16 protein-coding genes and 2 pseudogenes are annotated in these 16592 nt (G+C 66.2%); 9 read left to right on the forward strand and 9 right to left on the reverse strand.

Features of this window, described 5'->3' with window-relative positions:
* Position 1 precedes the first annotated feature (1 nt).
* Genes ACFOW8_RS24490 through ACFOW8_RS24505 form a run of 4 tightly spaced genes read left to right on the forward strand, consistent with a single transcriptional unit; the run spans position 2 to position 4618 of the window.
* Positions 2-1054 carry an NAD-dependent epimerase/dehydratase family protein gene (locus tag ACFOW8_RS24490; RefSeq protein ID WP_378553817.1) on the forward strand — a complete coding sequence of 351 codons (1053 nt, stop codon included), beginning with the start codon at positions 2-4 and terminating at the stop codon, positions 1052-1054.
* Entirely contained in the window at positions 1047-1763 is a 717-nt protein-coding gene (locus ACFOW8_RS24495; RefSeq protein WP_378553818.1) for a hypothetical protein, read from the forward strand. The genes ACFOW8_RS24490 and ACFOW8_RS24495 overlap by 8 nt, the downstream gene beginning before the upstream one ends.
* A complete protein-coding gene (locus ACFOW8_RS24500; protein WP_378553820.1) occupies positions 1657-2784 on the forward strand; it encodes a DegT/DnrJ/EryC1/StrS family aminotransferase in 1128 nt (375 codons plus the stop codon). Before ACFOW8_RS24495 ends, ACFOW8_RS24500 begins: the two co-directional genes overlap by 107 nt.
* A 7-nt stretch (positions 2785-2791) precedes the next feature.
* Positions 2792-4618 (forward strand): hypothetical protein, encoded by a 1827-nt coding sequence (locus ACFOW8_RS24505; RefSeq protein ID WP_378553821.1) that lies wholly within the window; start codon positions 2792-2794, stop codon positions 4616-4618.
* Positions 4619-4777: 159 nt separating this feature from the next.
* Here ACFOW8_RS24505 and ACFOW8_RS24510 read toward each other — a convergent pair whose 3' ends face one another.
* On the reverse strand, positions 4778-5125 hold the full coding sequence (locus tag ACFOW8_RS24510; RefSeq protein ID WP_378553823.1) for an IS110 family transposase: 348 nt from the start codon (positions 5123-5125) through the stop codon (positions 4778-4780).
* Between the two features lie 61 nt (positions 5126-5186).
* Complete coding sequence (locus ACFOW8_RS24515; protein WP_378553824.1) at positions 5187-5441, reverse strand: hypothetical protein; 255 nt, start codon at positions 5439-5441, stop codon at positions 5187-5189.
* Between the two features lie 242 nt (positions 5442-5683).
* Between ACFOW8_RS24515 and ACFOW8_RS24520 the strand changes: the two are divergent.
* Positions 5684-5824: pseudogene (locus ACFOW8_RS24520) on the forward strand (ISAs1-like element ISMul1 family transposase); the annotation flags it as partial.
* Positions 5825-5940: 116 nt separating this feature from the next.
* On the opposite strand, the gene ACFOW8_RS24525 reads toward ACFOW8_RS24520, so the two are convergent.
* Positions 5941-6753: a VOC family protein gene (locus tag ACFOW8_RS24525; RefSeq protein ID WP_378553825.1), complete on the reverse strand. Its 813-nt coding sequence runs from the start codon at positions 6751-6753 to the stop codon at positions 5941-5943.
* 138 nt (positions 6754-6891) lie between these two features.
* Here ACFOW8_RS24525 and ACFOW8_RS24530 point away from each other — a divergent pair, with 138 nt between their 5' ends.
* The 4 genes and pseudogenes from ACFOW8_RS24530 (at position 6892) to ACFOW8_RS24545 (ending at position 8232) form a co-directional block, all read left to right on the forward strand.
* Entirely contained in the window at positions 6892-7158 is a 267-nt protein-coding gene (locus tag ACFOW8_RS24530; protein WP_378553826.1) for a hypothetical protein, read from the forward strand.
* Between the two features lie 91 nt (positions 7159-7249).
* Positions 7250-7625, forward strand: a pseudogene (locus ACFOW8_RS24535) (transposase); the annotation flags it as partial.
* A 33-nt stretch (positions 7626-7658) separates the two neighbouring features.
* A complete protein-coding gene (locus ACFOW8_RS24540; protein ID WP_378554664.1) occupies positions 7659-7913 on the forward strand; it encodes an FAD-dependent oxidoreductase in 255 nt (84 codons plus the stop codon).
* 82 nt (positions 7914-7995) lie between these two features.
* Complete coding sequence (locus ACFOW8_RS24545) at positions 7996-8232, forward strand: hypothetical protein (protein ID WP_378553827.1); 237 nt, start codon at positions 7996-7998, stop codon at positions 8230-8232.
* 257 nt (positions 8233-8489) lie between these two features.
* Here ACFOW8_RS24545 and ACFOW8_RS24550 read toward each other — a convergent pair whose 3' ends face one another.
* From ACFOW8_RS24550 to betT, 6 genes are all read right to left on the reverse strand, one after another.
* On the reverse strand, positions 8490-10157 hold the full coding sequence (locus tag ACFOW8_RS24550; protein ID WP_378553828.1) for a VWA domain-containing protein: 1668 nt from the start codon (positions 10155-10157) through the stop codon (positions 8490-8492).
* A gap of 112 nt (positions 10158-10269) precedes the next feature.
* Positions 10270-10524, reverse strand: a complete 255-nt coding sequence (locus tag ACFOW8_RS24555) for a WhiB family transcriptional regulator (protein ID WP_378553829.1) — start codon at positions 10522-10524, stop codon at positions 10270-10272.
* Entirely contained in the window at positions 10521-11063 is a 543-nt protein-coding gene (locus ACFOW8_RS24560) for an HNH endonuclease (protein WP_378553830.1), read from the reverse strand. Before ACFOW8_RS24560 ends, ACFOW8_RS24555 begins: the two co-directional genes overlap by 4 nt.
* 266 nt (positions 11064-11329) lie before the next feature.
* Positions 11330-12883, reverse strand: coding sequence for a GMC family oxidoreductase (locus ACFOW8_RS24565; protein WP_378553831.1), 1554 nt, complete (start codon positions 12881-12883; stop codon positions 11330-11332).
* Positions 12883-14397 carry an aldehyde dehydrogenase family protein gene (locus ACFOW8_RS24570; protein WP_378553832.1) on the reverse strand — a complete coding sequence of 505 codons (1515 nt, stop codon included), beginning with the start codon at positions 14395-14397 and terminating at the stop codon, positions 12883-12885. The genes ACFOW8_RS24565 and ACFOW8_RS24570 overlap by 1 nt, the downstream gene beginning before the upstream one ends.
* Positions 14394-16574: a choline BCCT transporter BetT gene (gene betT, locus ACFOW8_RS24575; protein WP_378553833.1), complete on the reverse strand. Its 2181-nt coding sequence runs from the start codon at positions 16572-16574 to the stop codon at positions 14394-14396. The genes ACFOW8_RS24570 and betT overlap by 4 nt, the downstream gene beginning before the upstream one ends.
* Between the last annotated feature and the right edge of the window lie 18 nt (positions 16575-16592).

The raw sequence follows: 16592 nt of genomic DNA on the forward strand, positions 1-16592 counted from the left end.
TATGAAAGTCACGGTGCTGGGCGGTGCCGGCTATCTGGGCAGCGCCATCGCGAGCTACCTCGCTAGGGCGGGTCATACCGTCCGCGCTGTCGACAACTTCATGTACGGACATCGCTGGAGCGACGAGATGTGCTGCGGTGATATAGAACTGATCCGTGCCGACTATCGGTGCAAGGATACGTTGACCGAGGTCCTGCGGGGCGCCGACGCGTGCGTTCATATGGGCGGCCTGGTGGGAGAGCCGGCCTGTCAGGTGGACGTCGATCTTGCCGTGGAACTCACCTATACGAGTGTGATCGGTGCGGCTCAGGTTGTTGACGAGTTGCACATACCGGTCTTCGTCGCCGCCTCGACGTGCAGTGTTTACGGTGCCGAGACGGCAGTGGTCGACGAGACATCGACGCCGAGTCCGCTCGGTGTCTATGCCGCCACCAAGATTGGAATCGAACGAGTTGTCGGCTCCATCCTGAGCGGGCGAACCGCTTATGCCTTCCCGCGTTTCGGTACCGCGTTCGGGATTTCACATCGGCCCCGGCTCGACACCGCAGTGAATCTGATGAGCGCGAGGGCGGCGGCGGGCATCGCACTCGAAGTGCGCGGTGGTGCCCAATGGCGGCCCTTTGTTCATGTCCTCGATGTCGCCAGGAGCGTGGAGCTGCTGATGTCGGCGGGTTATGTCGGACCGATCAACGTCGGGTCCGACGAGGACAATCTCACCATCGCCGAGCTCGCAATGCGGATCGGTGCGGAAGTGCCCGATGCGACGGTGCGGTTCGGTGATCCGGCCGACGGCGAGGATCTCCGCAGCTACCGTGTTGATTTCCAGCGGCTGGCCGAACTCGGTTATCGGAAGACCCGTACGGTTGAGCAAGGCATTTCCGAAGTAGTGCACGCGGTCCGGTCCGGTGCGATCACCGATATCGAGAATGACGCCTATAGCAATATCCGCTCCCTGCGTCGCGTGATTGCCTCCGGTGGTGTGACGCAAGATCAGTCGATCTGGATGAACGAGATCGCCGCCGCCTATCCGCTGCAGGTGCTGGATCATGCGTGACCACGATTGTGATTTCACGTTCTCGCACTACGCGTACTGCCTTCGACGAGCGGTAGATCTCGGTTATAAGTTTATGCGGTGCGCGGATCTAGTCGGTACGGCGCCGGGCGACCGGACGATCGTACTTCGACACGACGTGGACGAGGCACCGGAGCGGGCTGCAAAGTTCGCGGCGATCGAGAACTCCCTTGGCGTACTGGCGACGTACTACTGGCGGGTCTCGGCGAACGGGTACAACGTCTTTGGTTACGAGGTCTACAGCCTGGTCAAGGACTTGCAGGCGGCCGGGCACGAAATTGGTCTGCATGCGGAGCCCCTCGATTACGAGTCGGCGACCGGTGTCCCACGTGAGCGAGCGCTGCAACTTCAGGTCTCGATCTTCCGGTTGCTGGCGGGGACCGACGAGCCCCCCGGCGTCGCGAGCCATCGTGATCAGACGCCAGACAATAATCTGGACTTCCTGTCATCTATTGATCCGGCCGCCCATGGGTTTTCGTATGAGGCCTACGGGTGCGAGCCGCTCGGTCTCTTTCACGCATCGCGATACGTTACCGACAGCCTCGGTTGCTGGCGGCGATTCGACCGCGGAATCTTGACCGACGATGCGCGTTGCCTGTGTGCGCAATTGGCCGACCGGCCGACCATTCTCTACGTGCTCACCCACCCACACAATTGGTACGAAAGGCATTTCCATCGTGTCAGATACTGACTCGGATCTCTCGCTCTTTCGGCCGGATTTGACCGCCGCGGATGTGTGCGCGGTGACCCGTGCCATCGAGTCGGGGCGGGTGGCCGCTGGCTCGGAGGTCGCTGCGTTCGAGTCGAGAACGGGCCAGCGGCTGGGTCGGCGTACCATCGCCACCTGCTCCGGCAGCGTGGCGCTGTGGATTGCATTGCGGCACATCCTGTCCGGCGACCGCCGTGAGGTGATCACCAGTCCGATTGTGTGCGAGGGCGTCGTCGACGTTATCCGTTTTGCGGGCGGGACCCCGGTATTCGCCGATGTGGTGCCGCAGACACTGGCATTGTCGGGGGAGTCGTTGGCGGATTGTCTCACCGAACGCACCGGAGCCGTGGTGTATGTGCACTACGACGGACTGGTCGGCGAGAGCGCGCCGGTTCGCAACCTGTGCGAGTCGGCGGGCATTCCGTTGATCGAGGATTGCGCGTCGGTACTTGGCGGCACGACGCGGGACGGACCGGTCGGACGCGACGGTGAGTTCGGTGTGTTCAGTCTGCACGCCACGAAGAGCATCACCTCCGGGGAAGGCGGCTTGTTGGCATGGACTCCGCGCAGCCCGAGCAAAATCTCGCCGATCGATGGCTATCCGAAGGTGGGCATGAGCGACGTCACCGCCGCGATGGCGAATGCGCAGTTCGATCGCCTGGACGACATTCTCGACGCCCGTCGCGACGTCGCGACGGGATATGCTGAGCGGCTGGGGGATGTCCCGGCCGCAGAATTGCTGACGGGCGCGCCTGGGTCGCGGGGCACCTGGACCTCCGCGCTGATTCGGTTCGATTCGGCGCATGGGCGCGTACTCGCCGAACGGGCACTCATCGGCGATGGGGTGCCGGTTCGGGGTGTGGATGCGATCCTCGGCGCCTCCTTGCCACCAGGGGCCGATCAGGCGTGGAACACGGTATTGCGTGTTCCGTTGCACACACGAATGACAGAGCAGGACATAGACCGCGTGACGAAACTGTTGTCCGAAGCCGTGGGGAGGTGAGGTACGGGTGACTGCCACCGAATACTTGCTACAAGATGAAACTCCGGAAGACGTCTCCGACGACGAAATCCGGCAACGAAACCGGATCCTCGAGTTTCTGCGATCGGTTCCCGATGACGCATTCACCCGGCTTCAGTATTTCCAACCACAGATAGGATGCTTCAACAGATGTGCATTCTGTAGCCAGCACGCAGCAAATGTGGTGTGGCAGTTGCCCAGGAGCTCGTTGCGGGCACTGATCTGGGCGATGCGCACGACGGCGTCGGAGCGAGGCATCGCCATCGCGAGCGAGCGGACACACAAACCGAGAGTGCTTTTCCCTTACATCGACAACGACATCGGATCATATTCCGAACTCCTGGATTACGTGCGGTTGTGCTCGGCGGAGCTCGGCTGCGGTGTTCGTATCACCACTGTCGGATTCGCTCGGTCGAACCCGCAGTTGCAGCAGATGCACAGTGCACTGGCCGAACTTCCGGTCGACGCGCTGGCCGGCGTCCGATTGTCGTTTACTCCCTGGACCTGGTCCTATACCGCTGCAGCCGAATCGCGTCGGCCCGGTGCGCGGCAGGAGTACCTGCTCGACTTTGCGAATGTGCTGCGGACGTACACGCCACGGTTCACCGCGGCCGAGTCGGTGCGTGAACGCACCTGTGTCGAGCTGCGTTTCGCACCGCTGGTGGGCAGAGCAGAGGTAATCGATGAGTTCGTGGACGGGCATCACCGGATTCGTTGTGGTCCGCATCTACTGGTCGCGGTGAATCCCGCGCCCGAGGCTCCATCGATGACACGGATAACGGGGTTGGACAGCCGGTGCGCGCCGGATGGAGAGCCGATGGCGGCCGGCCCGGTTTTCGATCTCCCGGCCACAGAGTACTGGCACGCTGTTGTAGCACCGATGACGGATGTCTCGAATGACGACATCGAGCGGATTGGTACGCGCCGGAGGCTGTGTCTGCTGGAGAACGTCGACGGCGCCTACTACGCGGTGGATCCAGGCTTTGATGAAGACGGGTTCTCCGGCTTGAATATCTACCCCGAGTCCTTGACCCGCAAAGCGGGCTATAACGACATGCAGCGGGTGTTCCTGACCGCTCTGCTCGCGGTGAAGAAGTCGGCGGGCATCGGGCGGCGGGCGGAATGGCCGGACGCGACGGCTGCGGACGTGGATGCGGTGCTGTCCGAGATTCGCGCTCGGGCCGACGCGTGGTCGGCGCGAGACCCGCGGAAATGTGAACACATCAGAACGAGTGTTCTTCCGCTGGTCGAGGACTACTGGTGGGCCCTGAGTACCGCGGGTCTGCCGCCGTCCTATTTCTTCTCCAGAAATTTCACCGTCGACACCGGTCAGATCGTGAACCAGGGGCGTGCCAACAACTTGTTCCGTGGTCTGGTTTCGGTACCGGATGAGCCGGTGACGCCCTGGGAGGTGCGTGGCAATCTGGTCTCGAACTCGAAGGGGGACATCTGGCGGATCTGCCCGGTTTCGACTGCCCCGGAGCCGGTCGTCACCGCCGGGGTGCCGGCGACGGAACGGCTCGCAGGGAAGAACCTGGTTGGCGGCGCGGCGGGGATCGCCGTCGAATGTCTGGTTCCGGAACGCATCTCGAATATCGCCAAGACCGGAGGTCGGCTTGCCCGCTACACGGTCGAGCAGGTCCCGGTTGAGCGGGTTTCGTTGCGCGCGGCGGAGGACCGTGGATTGTTTCCTGGCTCGCTGACCTCGGCGCAGAGTGAACCTGCCGGTGATCCGACGCTCGAGATTCGCCATGTCGGCGCGGACGTGCCGTTTCAGCCAGCATCGACCGAGTGGAAGGAACGAAAATCGGGGTAGCTCACTACTCACGACGCACTTGACAGGCTAGTTGAAGAACTATCGAACGGCAGACCCTTGCCGGATTTCGATGAAAGACTTCCGAATGCTGATGTCGAGCCCTGAGACCGATGTCAAGCCGCAGCGGTAGCGGGCGGTGCGCCTTGGTAGCTCGCTCCGTCACGGATCGTGGCCCGCAAGATACTCACGCGACGGCGCGCGAGCGCCAGCAGCGCCTGTTTGTGCGGGTTTCCCTCGGCTCGTTTGCGTTTGGTAGAACCCCTTCGATGCCGGGCAGGTATGCAGGCTGGACAGGGTCGACAGATACATCGCGTCAAGCAGGCCGCGGTGAAAGCGGCGGGGTCGGCGGAGGTTTCCGCTGACGCGCCCGGAGTCTCGTGGAACCGGTGCCAGGCCGGCGTATCCAGCAAGCCGGTCAGCGCTCTCGAAAGCGTCCATGTCACCGCCGGTAGCGGCCAGGAAGATTGCTCCGAGCTGCTTACCCATACCAGGCAGGCTCAGGATCACCTCGGCGTGGCGGTGCTCGCGAAATCGGTGCTCGACGAGGGAATCGGTCTCGGCGTTCTCTTCATCGAGGGCCGTTACCCCCCTTCGCCAGACAGACCTCCATCGTCGCGGCCAGTTTCTCGCCAGGAAGTGCGGTGAGCTGTTCCTCGGCCGCTGCGACCACAGTCTTGGCGAGGTCGGCGGCGCCGCGCACCCTACGGTTACGCAGCCATGCCTCGATCCGGGTGAGGCCGCTGCGGTGGATCGCTGCCGGGGTCTGGTAGTCGGTGAGCAGCACTACCGGGCCATTGTTGGTCAGATCCAGCGCGCGTTCCAACGCTGGGAAGATCTCCAGCAGTTGTGCTCGGAGCTGGGTTGAGCTGACGGGATTGGTCGCAGACCAGGTCGGTGCGGTGAGTGATCGGATTCCCGGGTGCGGTCCAAGTCCCGCGCGTCACCCGTATCCGCACCGTGTCCTGCCGCCATCGCAACCACCGCGAACAGGCTCGCGAAACCGCGCACCTCGTGGCGAGTCTGTCGGTCACCGACGCAAACCACCAGCAGATCACCGGAAAGTTGCGAGGCCACTGGCAGATCGAGAATTCCGTCCACCACGTCCGCGACGTCACCTTCGACGAGGACGGTGGCCAGGTCCGCACCGGCAACGGAACCCGAGCGCTGGCAACGTTGCGCAACAAGAACATCAGCCTGTTCCGGCTGGCCGCTCACCCTCAGCATCGCCGCCGCGTTACGACACCACCCCCGCGACTTCCACCGACCTGTCGAACTACTGCTCACCTGCTGAAACCGACTTTGCCGAGGCCCTGGGAAGTGCCCTACTTCTGTGCGCTGGCTGACACAAAGAAGAACGCGTGGCCTGCCGGATCGAGGAGCACTGCCGACCGAGAATGAGGATACGATCTAGCTCGATTCGCTCCGAGGCCGAGCGCACGCACTTCGAGTTCGGCCGCGTCTTCGGTCGCGACTATACCGAAATAGATTACCGGACTATCTATCGATGTTGGTGCTAGATAGTCTTTGATCCTCTGCGCGACGACTGTGAGTGCGGGAGAGATGCTGACAGCGATGCTTTCCGAATCGCCCCAAAGTACTTGTCCTTCTAGGAGTTTCAAGTAGAATTCGGCAAGACTATCCGGATCGTCACATCCCAAGTAGATCCCGGTGGGTGCAGCTAGGGGGCTGTAGGACGCCTTCGCGCCGTGGCGCATCCACCCCTGGTTGCTCGCGGTTAGCGTGGGCGGGCGTCCGCTTGGAGTTTGGCGTCGGCCCTTCCTTGCTGGTTGCGCTGCATCCCAAAGCTGCCTCCATTCACGCAAATTGAGCAGATGTGCCCGCACCGGACCGCGTCGCCTAGCGCGGTCGCCAAGGACAGTCAGCACGGGTATCAACGTGTCGAACCGCGCCGGGACATTTCGTCCAGACTTCCAGTCACTAATACGTTGGGCTGAGACGTGGGGTTGATACCTGCCCTGTGGCCCAGACCCTGCGCGCCGCGCAGCAGCAGCAACCCAGCGTAACGATGGCTTTCCTGCGGCAAGGTGCAGTTTAGCGAGCTGTCCTGCAAACTCTGTGCGTGGTGACTGGGCAGCTTCAGCCTCACTTGACGTTGTTACGTGTGCAGATTCCATCTATCCCCCGAAAGCTTGTGGGCAGTGAGCCCTCCGATGTGACCGGGATGGCCGTCCTCCTACATGGTTAGATGCCCGAAACCCGCCGTCGGTTCCATTGATTACCAACAAATTTGGGCAGCGATGCCCCGGACCTCAATGCGAGGCGCACGCGCACAGCTACTCGACCAATCGGAAAATGATGGTGACCTGGGCAGACCACAGCTGCCGAAGGAGCCGGCACCGGGTCTGTTCGATGTCGCGGTCGAAGACTTCGCCGACCTGCCCGCGCGGCTGGCGCGCGCGGAAGCACGACTGTTCCGAGTCGGGGTGTATCTCACCGTGCACGCCGACACCGAAACCGAACTGGTCGACGAAGTCGCCGCCGTGCGGGCACTCGCCGCGAGCCTGCTCGTCGACACCTGAACCCTCGCCCTATCGGGACTGTCGGGATAACGGCGGATCTGATCCTGGTCTGACCGGCCGGACTTGATGGTTCGGCAGGAAGGACCGACTGATGTCGGAGACACTGACCGCCGTGGCGAAGAAGGGCGCGGCGGACACCAAGAAGCTGGCCGAGCAGTTGCTGGCTCAGGCTAAGGAACAAGGAATCGATCTGGTCGGTCCGGGCGGGCTGCTCAACCAGCTGACCAAGACCGTGCTCGAAACCGCCCTCGAGGCGGAGATGACCGAACACGTCGGATACGAGAAGCACGATCCCGCCGGACGTGGAACATCTCACTCCCGCAACGGAACTCGGTCGAAGACGGTGGTGACCGAGATCGGGCCGGTCGAGATCGACGTGCCCCGCGACACCAGCTAGTCGTTCGAACCAAGATCGTGAAAAGCGGCAGCGGCGCGTGACCGGGGTGGACGAGATCGTTTTGTCGCTGAGCCCCGGCGACGCGGTCCCGCGGATCGACGAAGTGATCCCCGGCGCCGCGCAAGCCTGGACCGGATCGTCGCTGACCTACAACTGGCTGGGAAACCCCTGCACTTTCGGCTCGACCGCCTACTACCGGCGAGGTCAGTTCACGAAGTTCGCCGGGGTCGAGGCGCTCAGGGAAGGCAACTACCACTTCGCGGGCGAACACACCGGCTCGTTCTTGAGCGGTGTGAACGACGCGGTCAGCAGCGGGTTCCGCGCGGTCTACGACATCATCAGCGAAATCCAGTACTGACCTCGACCGGCAGGTAGGACGGTCAGGTCGGCATTCCGGACCCGGCACGCACAGGCGACGGTCCATTCCATTCTTCACCGCTTTGCAGATCTGTTCGGAAGGACCGCGTCATGTATTCCCCGATGACCCCATTCGTCAAGACGATGTCGCCCGGAGACCACGTATCCGCCCTGATAATCGGGGCACCTACCGCGAGGTCGATACCTTCATCTCGTTCGACGAACTCTCCGGCATCACGACTTGGAGCGATAGCCTTGGGATCGTCGTGGTCGTCGGCATCGACCAGATCGACGGCATCGTGATCGACGAATATCAGTGAAGAACGCTCACCCGTGGTTGCGGGATGCACTCTGACGAGCCCGGATCGGCGTGTTGGTCGGGCGGCCGAGCCGAGGGTGGCTCATTTCCAGGACCGCGAGTCGTCGGACAACGCCTCCGGCCGTCGGGTCGCCACGCCAGGGCGTCTCATCACTGCTCCTCGTAGCTGCGCGCACCCACCGTGGCGCCGGGTTCGCAGCGGTGACCTTACGCACACCGTCGACCACGAGAAATGGTGTGCGACACATGATCAGAGTGTCACGGTGTGGTGAGTGCCTCCACGACCGCCGTGCCGAAGCCGAGGTCGTTGCTGGTCGGGAGGGTGGTGTAGGTGCCGCCGGTGTTCTCGGCGATGGTTCGCAGGGTTTGGGTGCCCTGGCCGCCGATCACGATGACGTCGATCCGGACCGGGCGGCCTGCGGTGGTCGCGGCGGTGATCTGCTCGAGGAGCGCGGGGCCGGTGAGCGCGGAGTCGTCGTCGGGGCCGTCGGTGATGAGCAGGACGGAGTTGGTGCGGCCGGGGGAGTAGGCCGCGATCGCTGCCCGGTAGGCGGCGAGCAGGCTGGGGTAGGCCTGGTCGGTGCTCGACGCGGCGGCACGGACACCGGTCACCGCCGAGCCGACGGCGGTGCGCTGGGTGTCGGTGAGTAGTTCGGTGGGTACCTGCACCTCGTAGGGTGTCGTGCCATCGAGATTCTTGGCGAAGGTCCACAGGCCGAGACCGAAGTCGGACGGCATCACGGTCAGCGTCGAGGCGATCGCGGCGCCGGCGTTCGCCAGCCGCGTGGTCGACCCCTCGGCGGCGCCCATCGAGGCCGACACATCCAGCAGGACGGTGGCGTTCACGCCGAGGACCGGGTTGGCGAGGATGTGCTGCACTTGCTGCAGGGCGGCCTTGTCGGGGTTGGGCGGTGCGGTGCCGATGGCCGGGCCGAAACCGGCGGCGGCCAGCGCGGCGGCCTGCTCGGGCGCGCGCAGGAAGTCGATGAACCGGGACGCGATGAGATTCTGGGTGGCGTCGACCCACGGCCCCGACAGCAGCGCGGCCGGATAGTCGGCCAGCGGCGCGGTCCCGACCGGCCGGAAGGCGGTGAGCCCGCCGGTGCGCAACTGCTGTTCGGTGGCCGCCACGGCATGCACTTCGTCACCGGCCGGTTCGGCGGTGATCGCGGTGATCGCGGCCAGTTGGTCGGCCGGTGTCGGCGCGCCGGCGGCCAGCCCGGAGATCGCCGCGACGACCTGACCGGATTCGGCGGCCTGCGCGGTGAGCGGGTCGGTGCCCGAGACGGCGCCACCGACGGCGGCCGCCGCCGCGGTGGTGGCGTCACCGGCCGGCAGCGCCATCCGCAGCCCACCCCACCCGGACAGTCCGAGTTCGTCGAGCGAACCCTGTTGCAGGCGTGGCAGATCCGACCAGGCGACCTGGTTCTGTTCGAGGGCTTGGCGCAAGGCATCGGGCACGGCGAGCACGATCGGGCTGGTGGCGACGGACGCGGGTGTGCCTTCGATCAGGCCAGGCACCCGGACCAGGTCGATCGAGCGGCTCGAATCGGCGATCCAGAGTCCGGGCTGCGGCCCGAGCGCCGGGTCCCAGGCGGTCGCCTCGGTGAGGCCTGCCACCAGCGCGGCCGAGGGCTGGACCGCGATCCTGACCTCGGCACAGTGGTCACGCACCCGCGGGGTGCTCGCGTTGAACGCCTCGGCGGCGGCGCGCACCGGCTCGGCGACGGCCGGATCGACGGTGACATCGAGCGAGGCCGGTCCCTCGACGCATTCGGCCGCCGCCGCGTCGTCGGTGCTGGCGGCGCGATCGCTGAGCTGGAACCAGGCGAACACCGCCACCAGCACCAGCACGAGTACCGCCGCCGCGATGACCGGACCCTTGCTGATACCCCGAGACGTGTCCGCGCTGCGATGTGTACCCACGCGGGCAAGTCTAAGGACACCGCGCCATCGCGCCGCATCGCGCGTCCACGCCGAGCGGCGCGCATCACGCCGGGAAGCCGGGTGTCACGGCGGACACCCGGCTCCGGGGAGTTCACTCGCGGACTACTCGCCCGCGGTCGTACTCCCGGCCGCCCCAGACCCCCGACTGGCCGGTCCGCGCCGCGTACTCGGTGCACCCCGCGAGCAACGGGCACCCGGCGCAGATCCGGCGGGCGTAGTCGAAGTCCTGGGACGGGTAGGGGAACCACGCCTCGTGGTTCGGGTCGCCCCGGCACGCGGCCCGGTGCCACCGGCCCGAATCGGACAGGGTGAGCAGTTCGGTCAGGGCGAGTTCGGTGGTGGTCACGGCGCGTACTCCTTCCAGATCCGGCGCTGGGCGCGGGCGAGCGGGTCGGGAGCCTTGGGCTCCCACAGCAGCCGCATCCCCGCCTCTTCGGGGGTGCGGTCGGCTTTGGACGAATTGCAGGGCGCGCAGCAGGCGATCAGATTGCCCCAGGTGTTGGGGCCCCCTCGGCTGCGTGGACGGATGTGGTCGACGGTCTGCGCCCAGCTCGCGCAGTAGCCGCAGCGGTGCTTGTCGCGGCGCAGCACCGCGGCGAGCGTGGCGCGGCTGTCCTCGCCGACCGCGGCGACGTGGCCGAGGTAGACGTAGCGCAGCAACCGGATCGTCTCCGGCAGCGCCACTTCCAGCCGCTGCGAGCGGATCGGAAAGCGCGGCACCCGCTCGATGACGGCCTCGGCGGCACCGCTGAGCAGTAGTGTCACCGCCCGGTCGGCGGTGATCTCGTCGAGCGCCTCGTAGCTGGCGTTGAGCACCAGCACGCGGCTGTGTATCCAGGTTTCGGCGGTGGGTACCGCCGGGTCGACGGCATGACGAAGCGACATCGGAATCACCATGTTCCACAGAAGGAATGAGCAGAAAGAGAAAGGAAGGCGGCGGAATCGCTCAGCCGCGCACGATGGGGAGACGATCGTCGCCCGCACTGCGGGTCGCCATGGCGGCGAACCGGTAGGCTTCGTCCGACTTATGCTGTCGCATACCGTATTTCACGATCGTCTCCTCCTCTCCGTGCTGCTCCTGCGGCTGCGCTGTGCTGCGCTCTGCCGCGTGTACATCATGGTGACAGATGGGGCCGGAATTGTCGGGTGATTTATTTCCGGTCGGCGGCCACGAGTTCGGCGCAGCGTTCACCGACCAGCATCACGGTGATGTTCGGGTTCACCGTGGTGTGCTCGGGGAACACCGAGGCATCGGCCACCCGCAGACCCTCGACGCCCTTGACCCGCAGCTGCGGGTCGAGCGGGCTCAGCGGATCGTCGGCCGAGCCCATCCGGACCGTGCCCACCGGGTGGTAGACGGTGTTGTGCGTGCGGCGAATGTAGTCGGCGAGCTCGGTGTCGGACCGTACCGACGGCCCCGGGTACAGCTCGCGCGCCACCCAGTCCGCCAGCGGCGCCGCCGCGGCGATCTCGCGCGCCTTGCGCAGCCCGGCGATCATCACGCGCATGTCGTGGCCCTCCGGATCGGTGAAGTACCTGGGGTCGACGCGGGGCTTGTCGCGGAAGTCGCGCGAGCGCAGCCGCACCGTGCCGCGGGAACGCGCGTGCGTGACGTTCGGGGTGAGGCAGAAGGTGTTCTCGGCGGTCGGATAGCCCTGCCGCAGGGTGTGTATGTCGAACGGGACGCTGCCGTAGTGCATCATCAGGTCCGGCCGGTCGAGCCCGTCGACGGTCTGGGTGAAGATGCCCGCCTCCCACCACTGGGTGGAGGTGCGCACCATGGGCCGGGTCGTCTCGAAGCCGATCACCCCTTCGGGATGGTCCTGCAGGTGCGCGCCGACACCGGGGGAGTCGACCAGCACCTCGACGCCGTGCTCGCGCAGGTGATCGGCGGGCCCGATACCGGACAGCATCAGCAGCTTCGGGGAGTCGATGGCACCGGCCGAGACGATCACCTCGCGACGCGCGGTGACCAGGGTGGTGCGGCCGAAGGCGTTGTCGGTGAGTTCGACCGCGACGGCCCGGCCGCCGTCGAGCACGATCTTCTTCACCCACGCGCCGGTGCGCACGGTGAGGTTGGGCCGGTCCAGAATCGGATGCAGATAGCTCACCGAGGACGAGGCCCGCGTCCCGTCGGCCTGCCTGTTGATCTGGAAGAAGTTGGCACCGTTGACGACGGTCCGATTCGCGTTGAACTCCGCCCTGGGAATGCCCACCGCCGCGCAGGCGTCCAGCACGGCGACACCGCACGGATCCGCGGGCGGCACCGTCATGATGTGCACCGGGCCGCTGCGTCCGTGGTGGTCGCCGGGCGCATCGTTGGTTTCGATCTGCGAGTAGAGCCGGTACACCGAGTCGGCGCCCCAGCCTGCGCAGCCGTGGTCGCGCTCCCAGGCGTCGAGGTCCTCGCGTGGCGCCCAGAACGCGATGCAACTGTTGTGCGAGGAACAGCCGCCGAGCACCTTCGCGCGGGCGTGCCGCATGAACGAGTTGCCGTTCTCCTGCGGTTCGATCGGGTAGTCCCAGTCGTAGCCCGACTCGAGCAGCTCCATCCAGCGGTCGAGCTGCAGGATCGCCGGGTCACCGACATCGGACGGGCCCGCCTCCAGCAGGCACACCGTCACCGCCGGGTCCTCGGAGAGCCGGGCCGCCACCGCGGCACCCGCGGAACCGCCGCCGATGACCACATAGTCGAAGTCGCTCATCAGGACTGCTCCCCTCGATCGGCGAACCAGCCGGTGACGCCCGGCCGGAGGTTCTCGTACACGTGTTTGGCCTCCCGGTATTCGTGCAGGCCCGACGGACCGAGCTCGCGACCGACCCCCGAATGCCCGAACCCGCCCCACTCGGCCTGCGGCAGATAGGGCCCGAAGTCGTTGACCCACACCGTGCCGTGCCGCAACCTGGCCGCGATCCGGCGGGCGCGCGCCGCGTCACCGGACCACACCGCGCCCGCCAGGCCGTACTCGGTGTCGTTGGCGATCGTGACCGCCTCGTCCTCGGTGGTGAAGGTCTCCACGGTGACGGTCGGTCCGAAGGCTTCGTCGTGCACGCAGGCCATCGCGCGGGTGGCGCCGTCGATCACGGTGGGCAGATAGAACCAGCCGTCGTCGAGCGACCCCGAGCCCTGATCACCGGTGGCGAACGCACCACCGGTGCGGATCACCGCCCCGTCGGCGCGGGCCCGTTCGACATAGGCGTGCACCTTGTCGCGGTGCGCCGCCGAGATCAGCGGCCCGGTCTCGGTACCTTCGGCGAACGGCAGTCCGAGCCGGATCTGCTCGGCCCTGCGCACCAGCTCGTCGACGAACCGGTCGTGCGCGGACTCCTCGATCACCAGCCGGGCACCGGCCGAACACACCTGTCCGGAGTGCAGGAACGCGGCGTTGAGCGCGTTGTCGACACAGGCCGCGAGTCGTTCCGGGGTGTCGCACGCATCGGCGAACACGACATTGGGGTTCTTGCCGCCGAGCTCGAGCGCCACCTTCTTCACCGTGGCGGCCGCTTCGCGCGCGATGAGCCTGCCGGTGATCAGGCCACCGGTGAACGAGACCAGGTCGACATCGGGATGCGCGGACAGCGGCGCCCCCGCGGTGGCGCCGGCGCCGAGCACCAGATTCGCCACCCCGGGCGGGAGCCCCAGCTCGTCGAGGACCCGCATCAGCAGGATGGCGGTGTGCGGGGTGAGCTCGGCGGGCTTGAGCACGAAGGTGTTGCCCGCCGCGAGCGCGGGCGCGATCTTCCACGCCGCCTGCAGTAGCGGATAGTTCCACGGGGTGATCAGCCCGCACACCCCGACCGGCTCGTAGACGATGCGCGAATCCACATCCGGGGAGCCGGCGTCGACCACGCGGCCCGCGTCCTCGGCGGCGAGTTTGCCGAAGTAGCGGAAGCAGTTCGCGATATCGGACATATCGATATCGGACTCGTAGGGGCGTTTGCCGGTGTCGAGGGTCTCGGCGCGGGCGAACTCGTCGCGCCGGTCGTCGATCCGGTCGGCCACCCGCAACAGCAGGTCGCCGCGCTCGGCGGCCGAGGTCTGCCGCCACGGCCCGCTGTCGAAGGCCCGCCGGGCCGCCGCGATGGCCGTCTCGGTGTCGGCCGCACCGGCCTCCGCGACCACTCCGACGAGGGAATCGTCGGCGGGACAACGGATTTCCCTGGTCTCGCCGGACGCGGCCGACCGCCAGGTGCCGTCGATGTACAAGGTCTCGCTCATGTCGTCGTGGTCCTTTCCGGATCACCGCCGTCGGCATCGCGCTCCTCCGATGCCGGCTCGTACTCGTACTGGTCGTGCTCGGCGTGCCGCAGGTGCAGGTAGCCCAGATGCCGTTCGTACTGGTCGAGAATGTCGCCGATCACCTGTTCCCGGCTGTACCCGTTGAGCGAATACCCCTGCGAGCCTTCGGACAGGTACACCTCACAGCGGAAGTAGCGGTCGTTGGACCGTTGCGCCAGGACCGCGTAGTGCGGGGTCGGGGCCGAGACCGGCCACACGCCGTATTCGAACCGCGGGTCGTCCACCTGGTCCACGTACAGTCGCGGCGACGGCAGCCCCTCGTTGCTGCCAGACTCGTCGATGGTGGCGGTGACACCCATGCGGCCCATCTCGTCGGCGACCGCCCGCATGGCCGGGACGATGGTGTTGTCGACGAACTTGCGGGTCGCCGTCGCGCCGGGGTAGTGGATGGTGCCGAGCAGGCGCCGTCGCCAGCCGCCCTCGCCTGCCATGCCGCGCCCGGCCGCGATCGCCTTGGGCAGGGTCGTGCGGAAACTGTCGAGCTTGTAGGACTCGTGGCGCACCGAACGCAGCAGGGCGATCCCGATTCCGGCGAGCACGAACGAGAACGGCAACCCCATGATGATGGTGGCGTTCTGCAGGGTCGTGATGGAGCCGCCGACACCGGCGAACAGCATCGACAGCGTCAGCAGACCGATCGCCAGCGACCAGAAGATGCGGGTGCTGCGGGCGCAGTCGGCCATCGGATCGGGCAGCCGCGAGGTGAAGTTGCCCATCACCAGCGAACCGGAGTCGGCGCTGGTCACATAGAACAGCAGACCGGTGATCGTCGCGATGCCGAGCAGCATCGGTGCGCCTGGGTAGCGCTCGAGCAGGGAATAGAAGCCCACTTCGGCTCGCGCCGCGGTGGTCTCCGCGAATTCGGGGTTGTCGCGCGCCTGCTCCAGCGCGCTGTTGCCGAAGATCGAGATCCACAGCAGGATGAAGCTGAACGGGACGACGAGCACGCCGAAGATGAACTGGCGCAGAGTACGGCCACGGGAGATGCGGGCGAGGAACAGCCCGACGAACGGCGCCCAGGCCACCCACCAGGCCCAGAAGAACAGGGTCCAGCCGTCCAGCCAGGCGGTCGGCTCGTTGACGGTCTCGGGGTTGCGGTCCCAGGCGAACGTGTCGAGGGTGCGGTCGAGGAAGGTGGCGAAGTAGTCGCCGATGTTCTGGGTGAGCCCGTTGAGCAGGAAGTCGGTGCGTCCGGCCACCAGAATGTAGACGAGCAGGGCGATCGCCAGCACGACATTGAGCTCCGACAGCCGGCGGATGCCCTTGTCGACACCGGTGGTCGCGGAGATGGTCGCGATGATCACCGACAGCGCGATGAGACCGATCTGGGCGGCCTTGCCCTGCGAGATCCCGAACATCTCGTGCAGCCCATAGTTGAGCTGGACGATGCCGATGCCGAGCGAGGTGGCGATGCCGAAGATGGTGCCGAGCACCGCGGCGACGTCGATGGCATCGCCCCAGCGGCCGTGCACCCTTTTGCCGAAGATCGGGTAGAGCGCGGCCCGGATGGTGAGCGGCAGGTTGTGCCGGAACGCGAAGTAGCCGAGCGCACCGCCCATGAGGGCATACATCGCCCAGCCGGTGACCCCGTAGTGGAAGATCGTCCAGGTGGTCGCCTCGCGGGCGGTCTCGTTGGTCTGGGCCGGACCGGTCGGCGGGTACAGGTAGTTGTACACGGGCTCGGCGACCGAGAAGAACATCAGATCGATGCCGATGCCGGCGGCGAAGAGCATCGCCGTCCAGGTGAACAGGCTGTACTCCGGCCGCGACTCCTCCGGCCCGAGCCGGTAGCGGCCGTACTTGCTGGCGCCGATGAACACGACCAAGCCGATGATCGCGGTCGCGAGGATGAAATACCACCACCCGAACCAGGTGGAGATGAAGTCCTTGACCTCACCGACAACGGTTTCCGCGCTCTCCGGCGAGGCCAGCGCCCAGATCGCGAACGCGAGCACGATCGCGGCGGAGGTGAGGAACACCGGCCGGTTCACCGAACCGCGCCCCGCCTCCGGGTGTTCGGCCGACGGCTCCCCGTCGTGTGTCGGCACCGGCGGACGGCCGGTCTTGTCGTCTCCCGGATTCACGACGCCACCCATGGGTCGAAGGGTAGTGCG

Origin of the sequence: Nocardia rhizosphaerae, assembly GCF_042650365.1 — a bacterium.
GTDB classification, from domain to species: Bacteria; Actinomycetota; Actinomycetes; order Mycobacteriales; family Mycobacteriaceae; genus Nocardia; species Nocardia rhizosphaerae.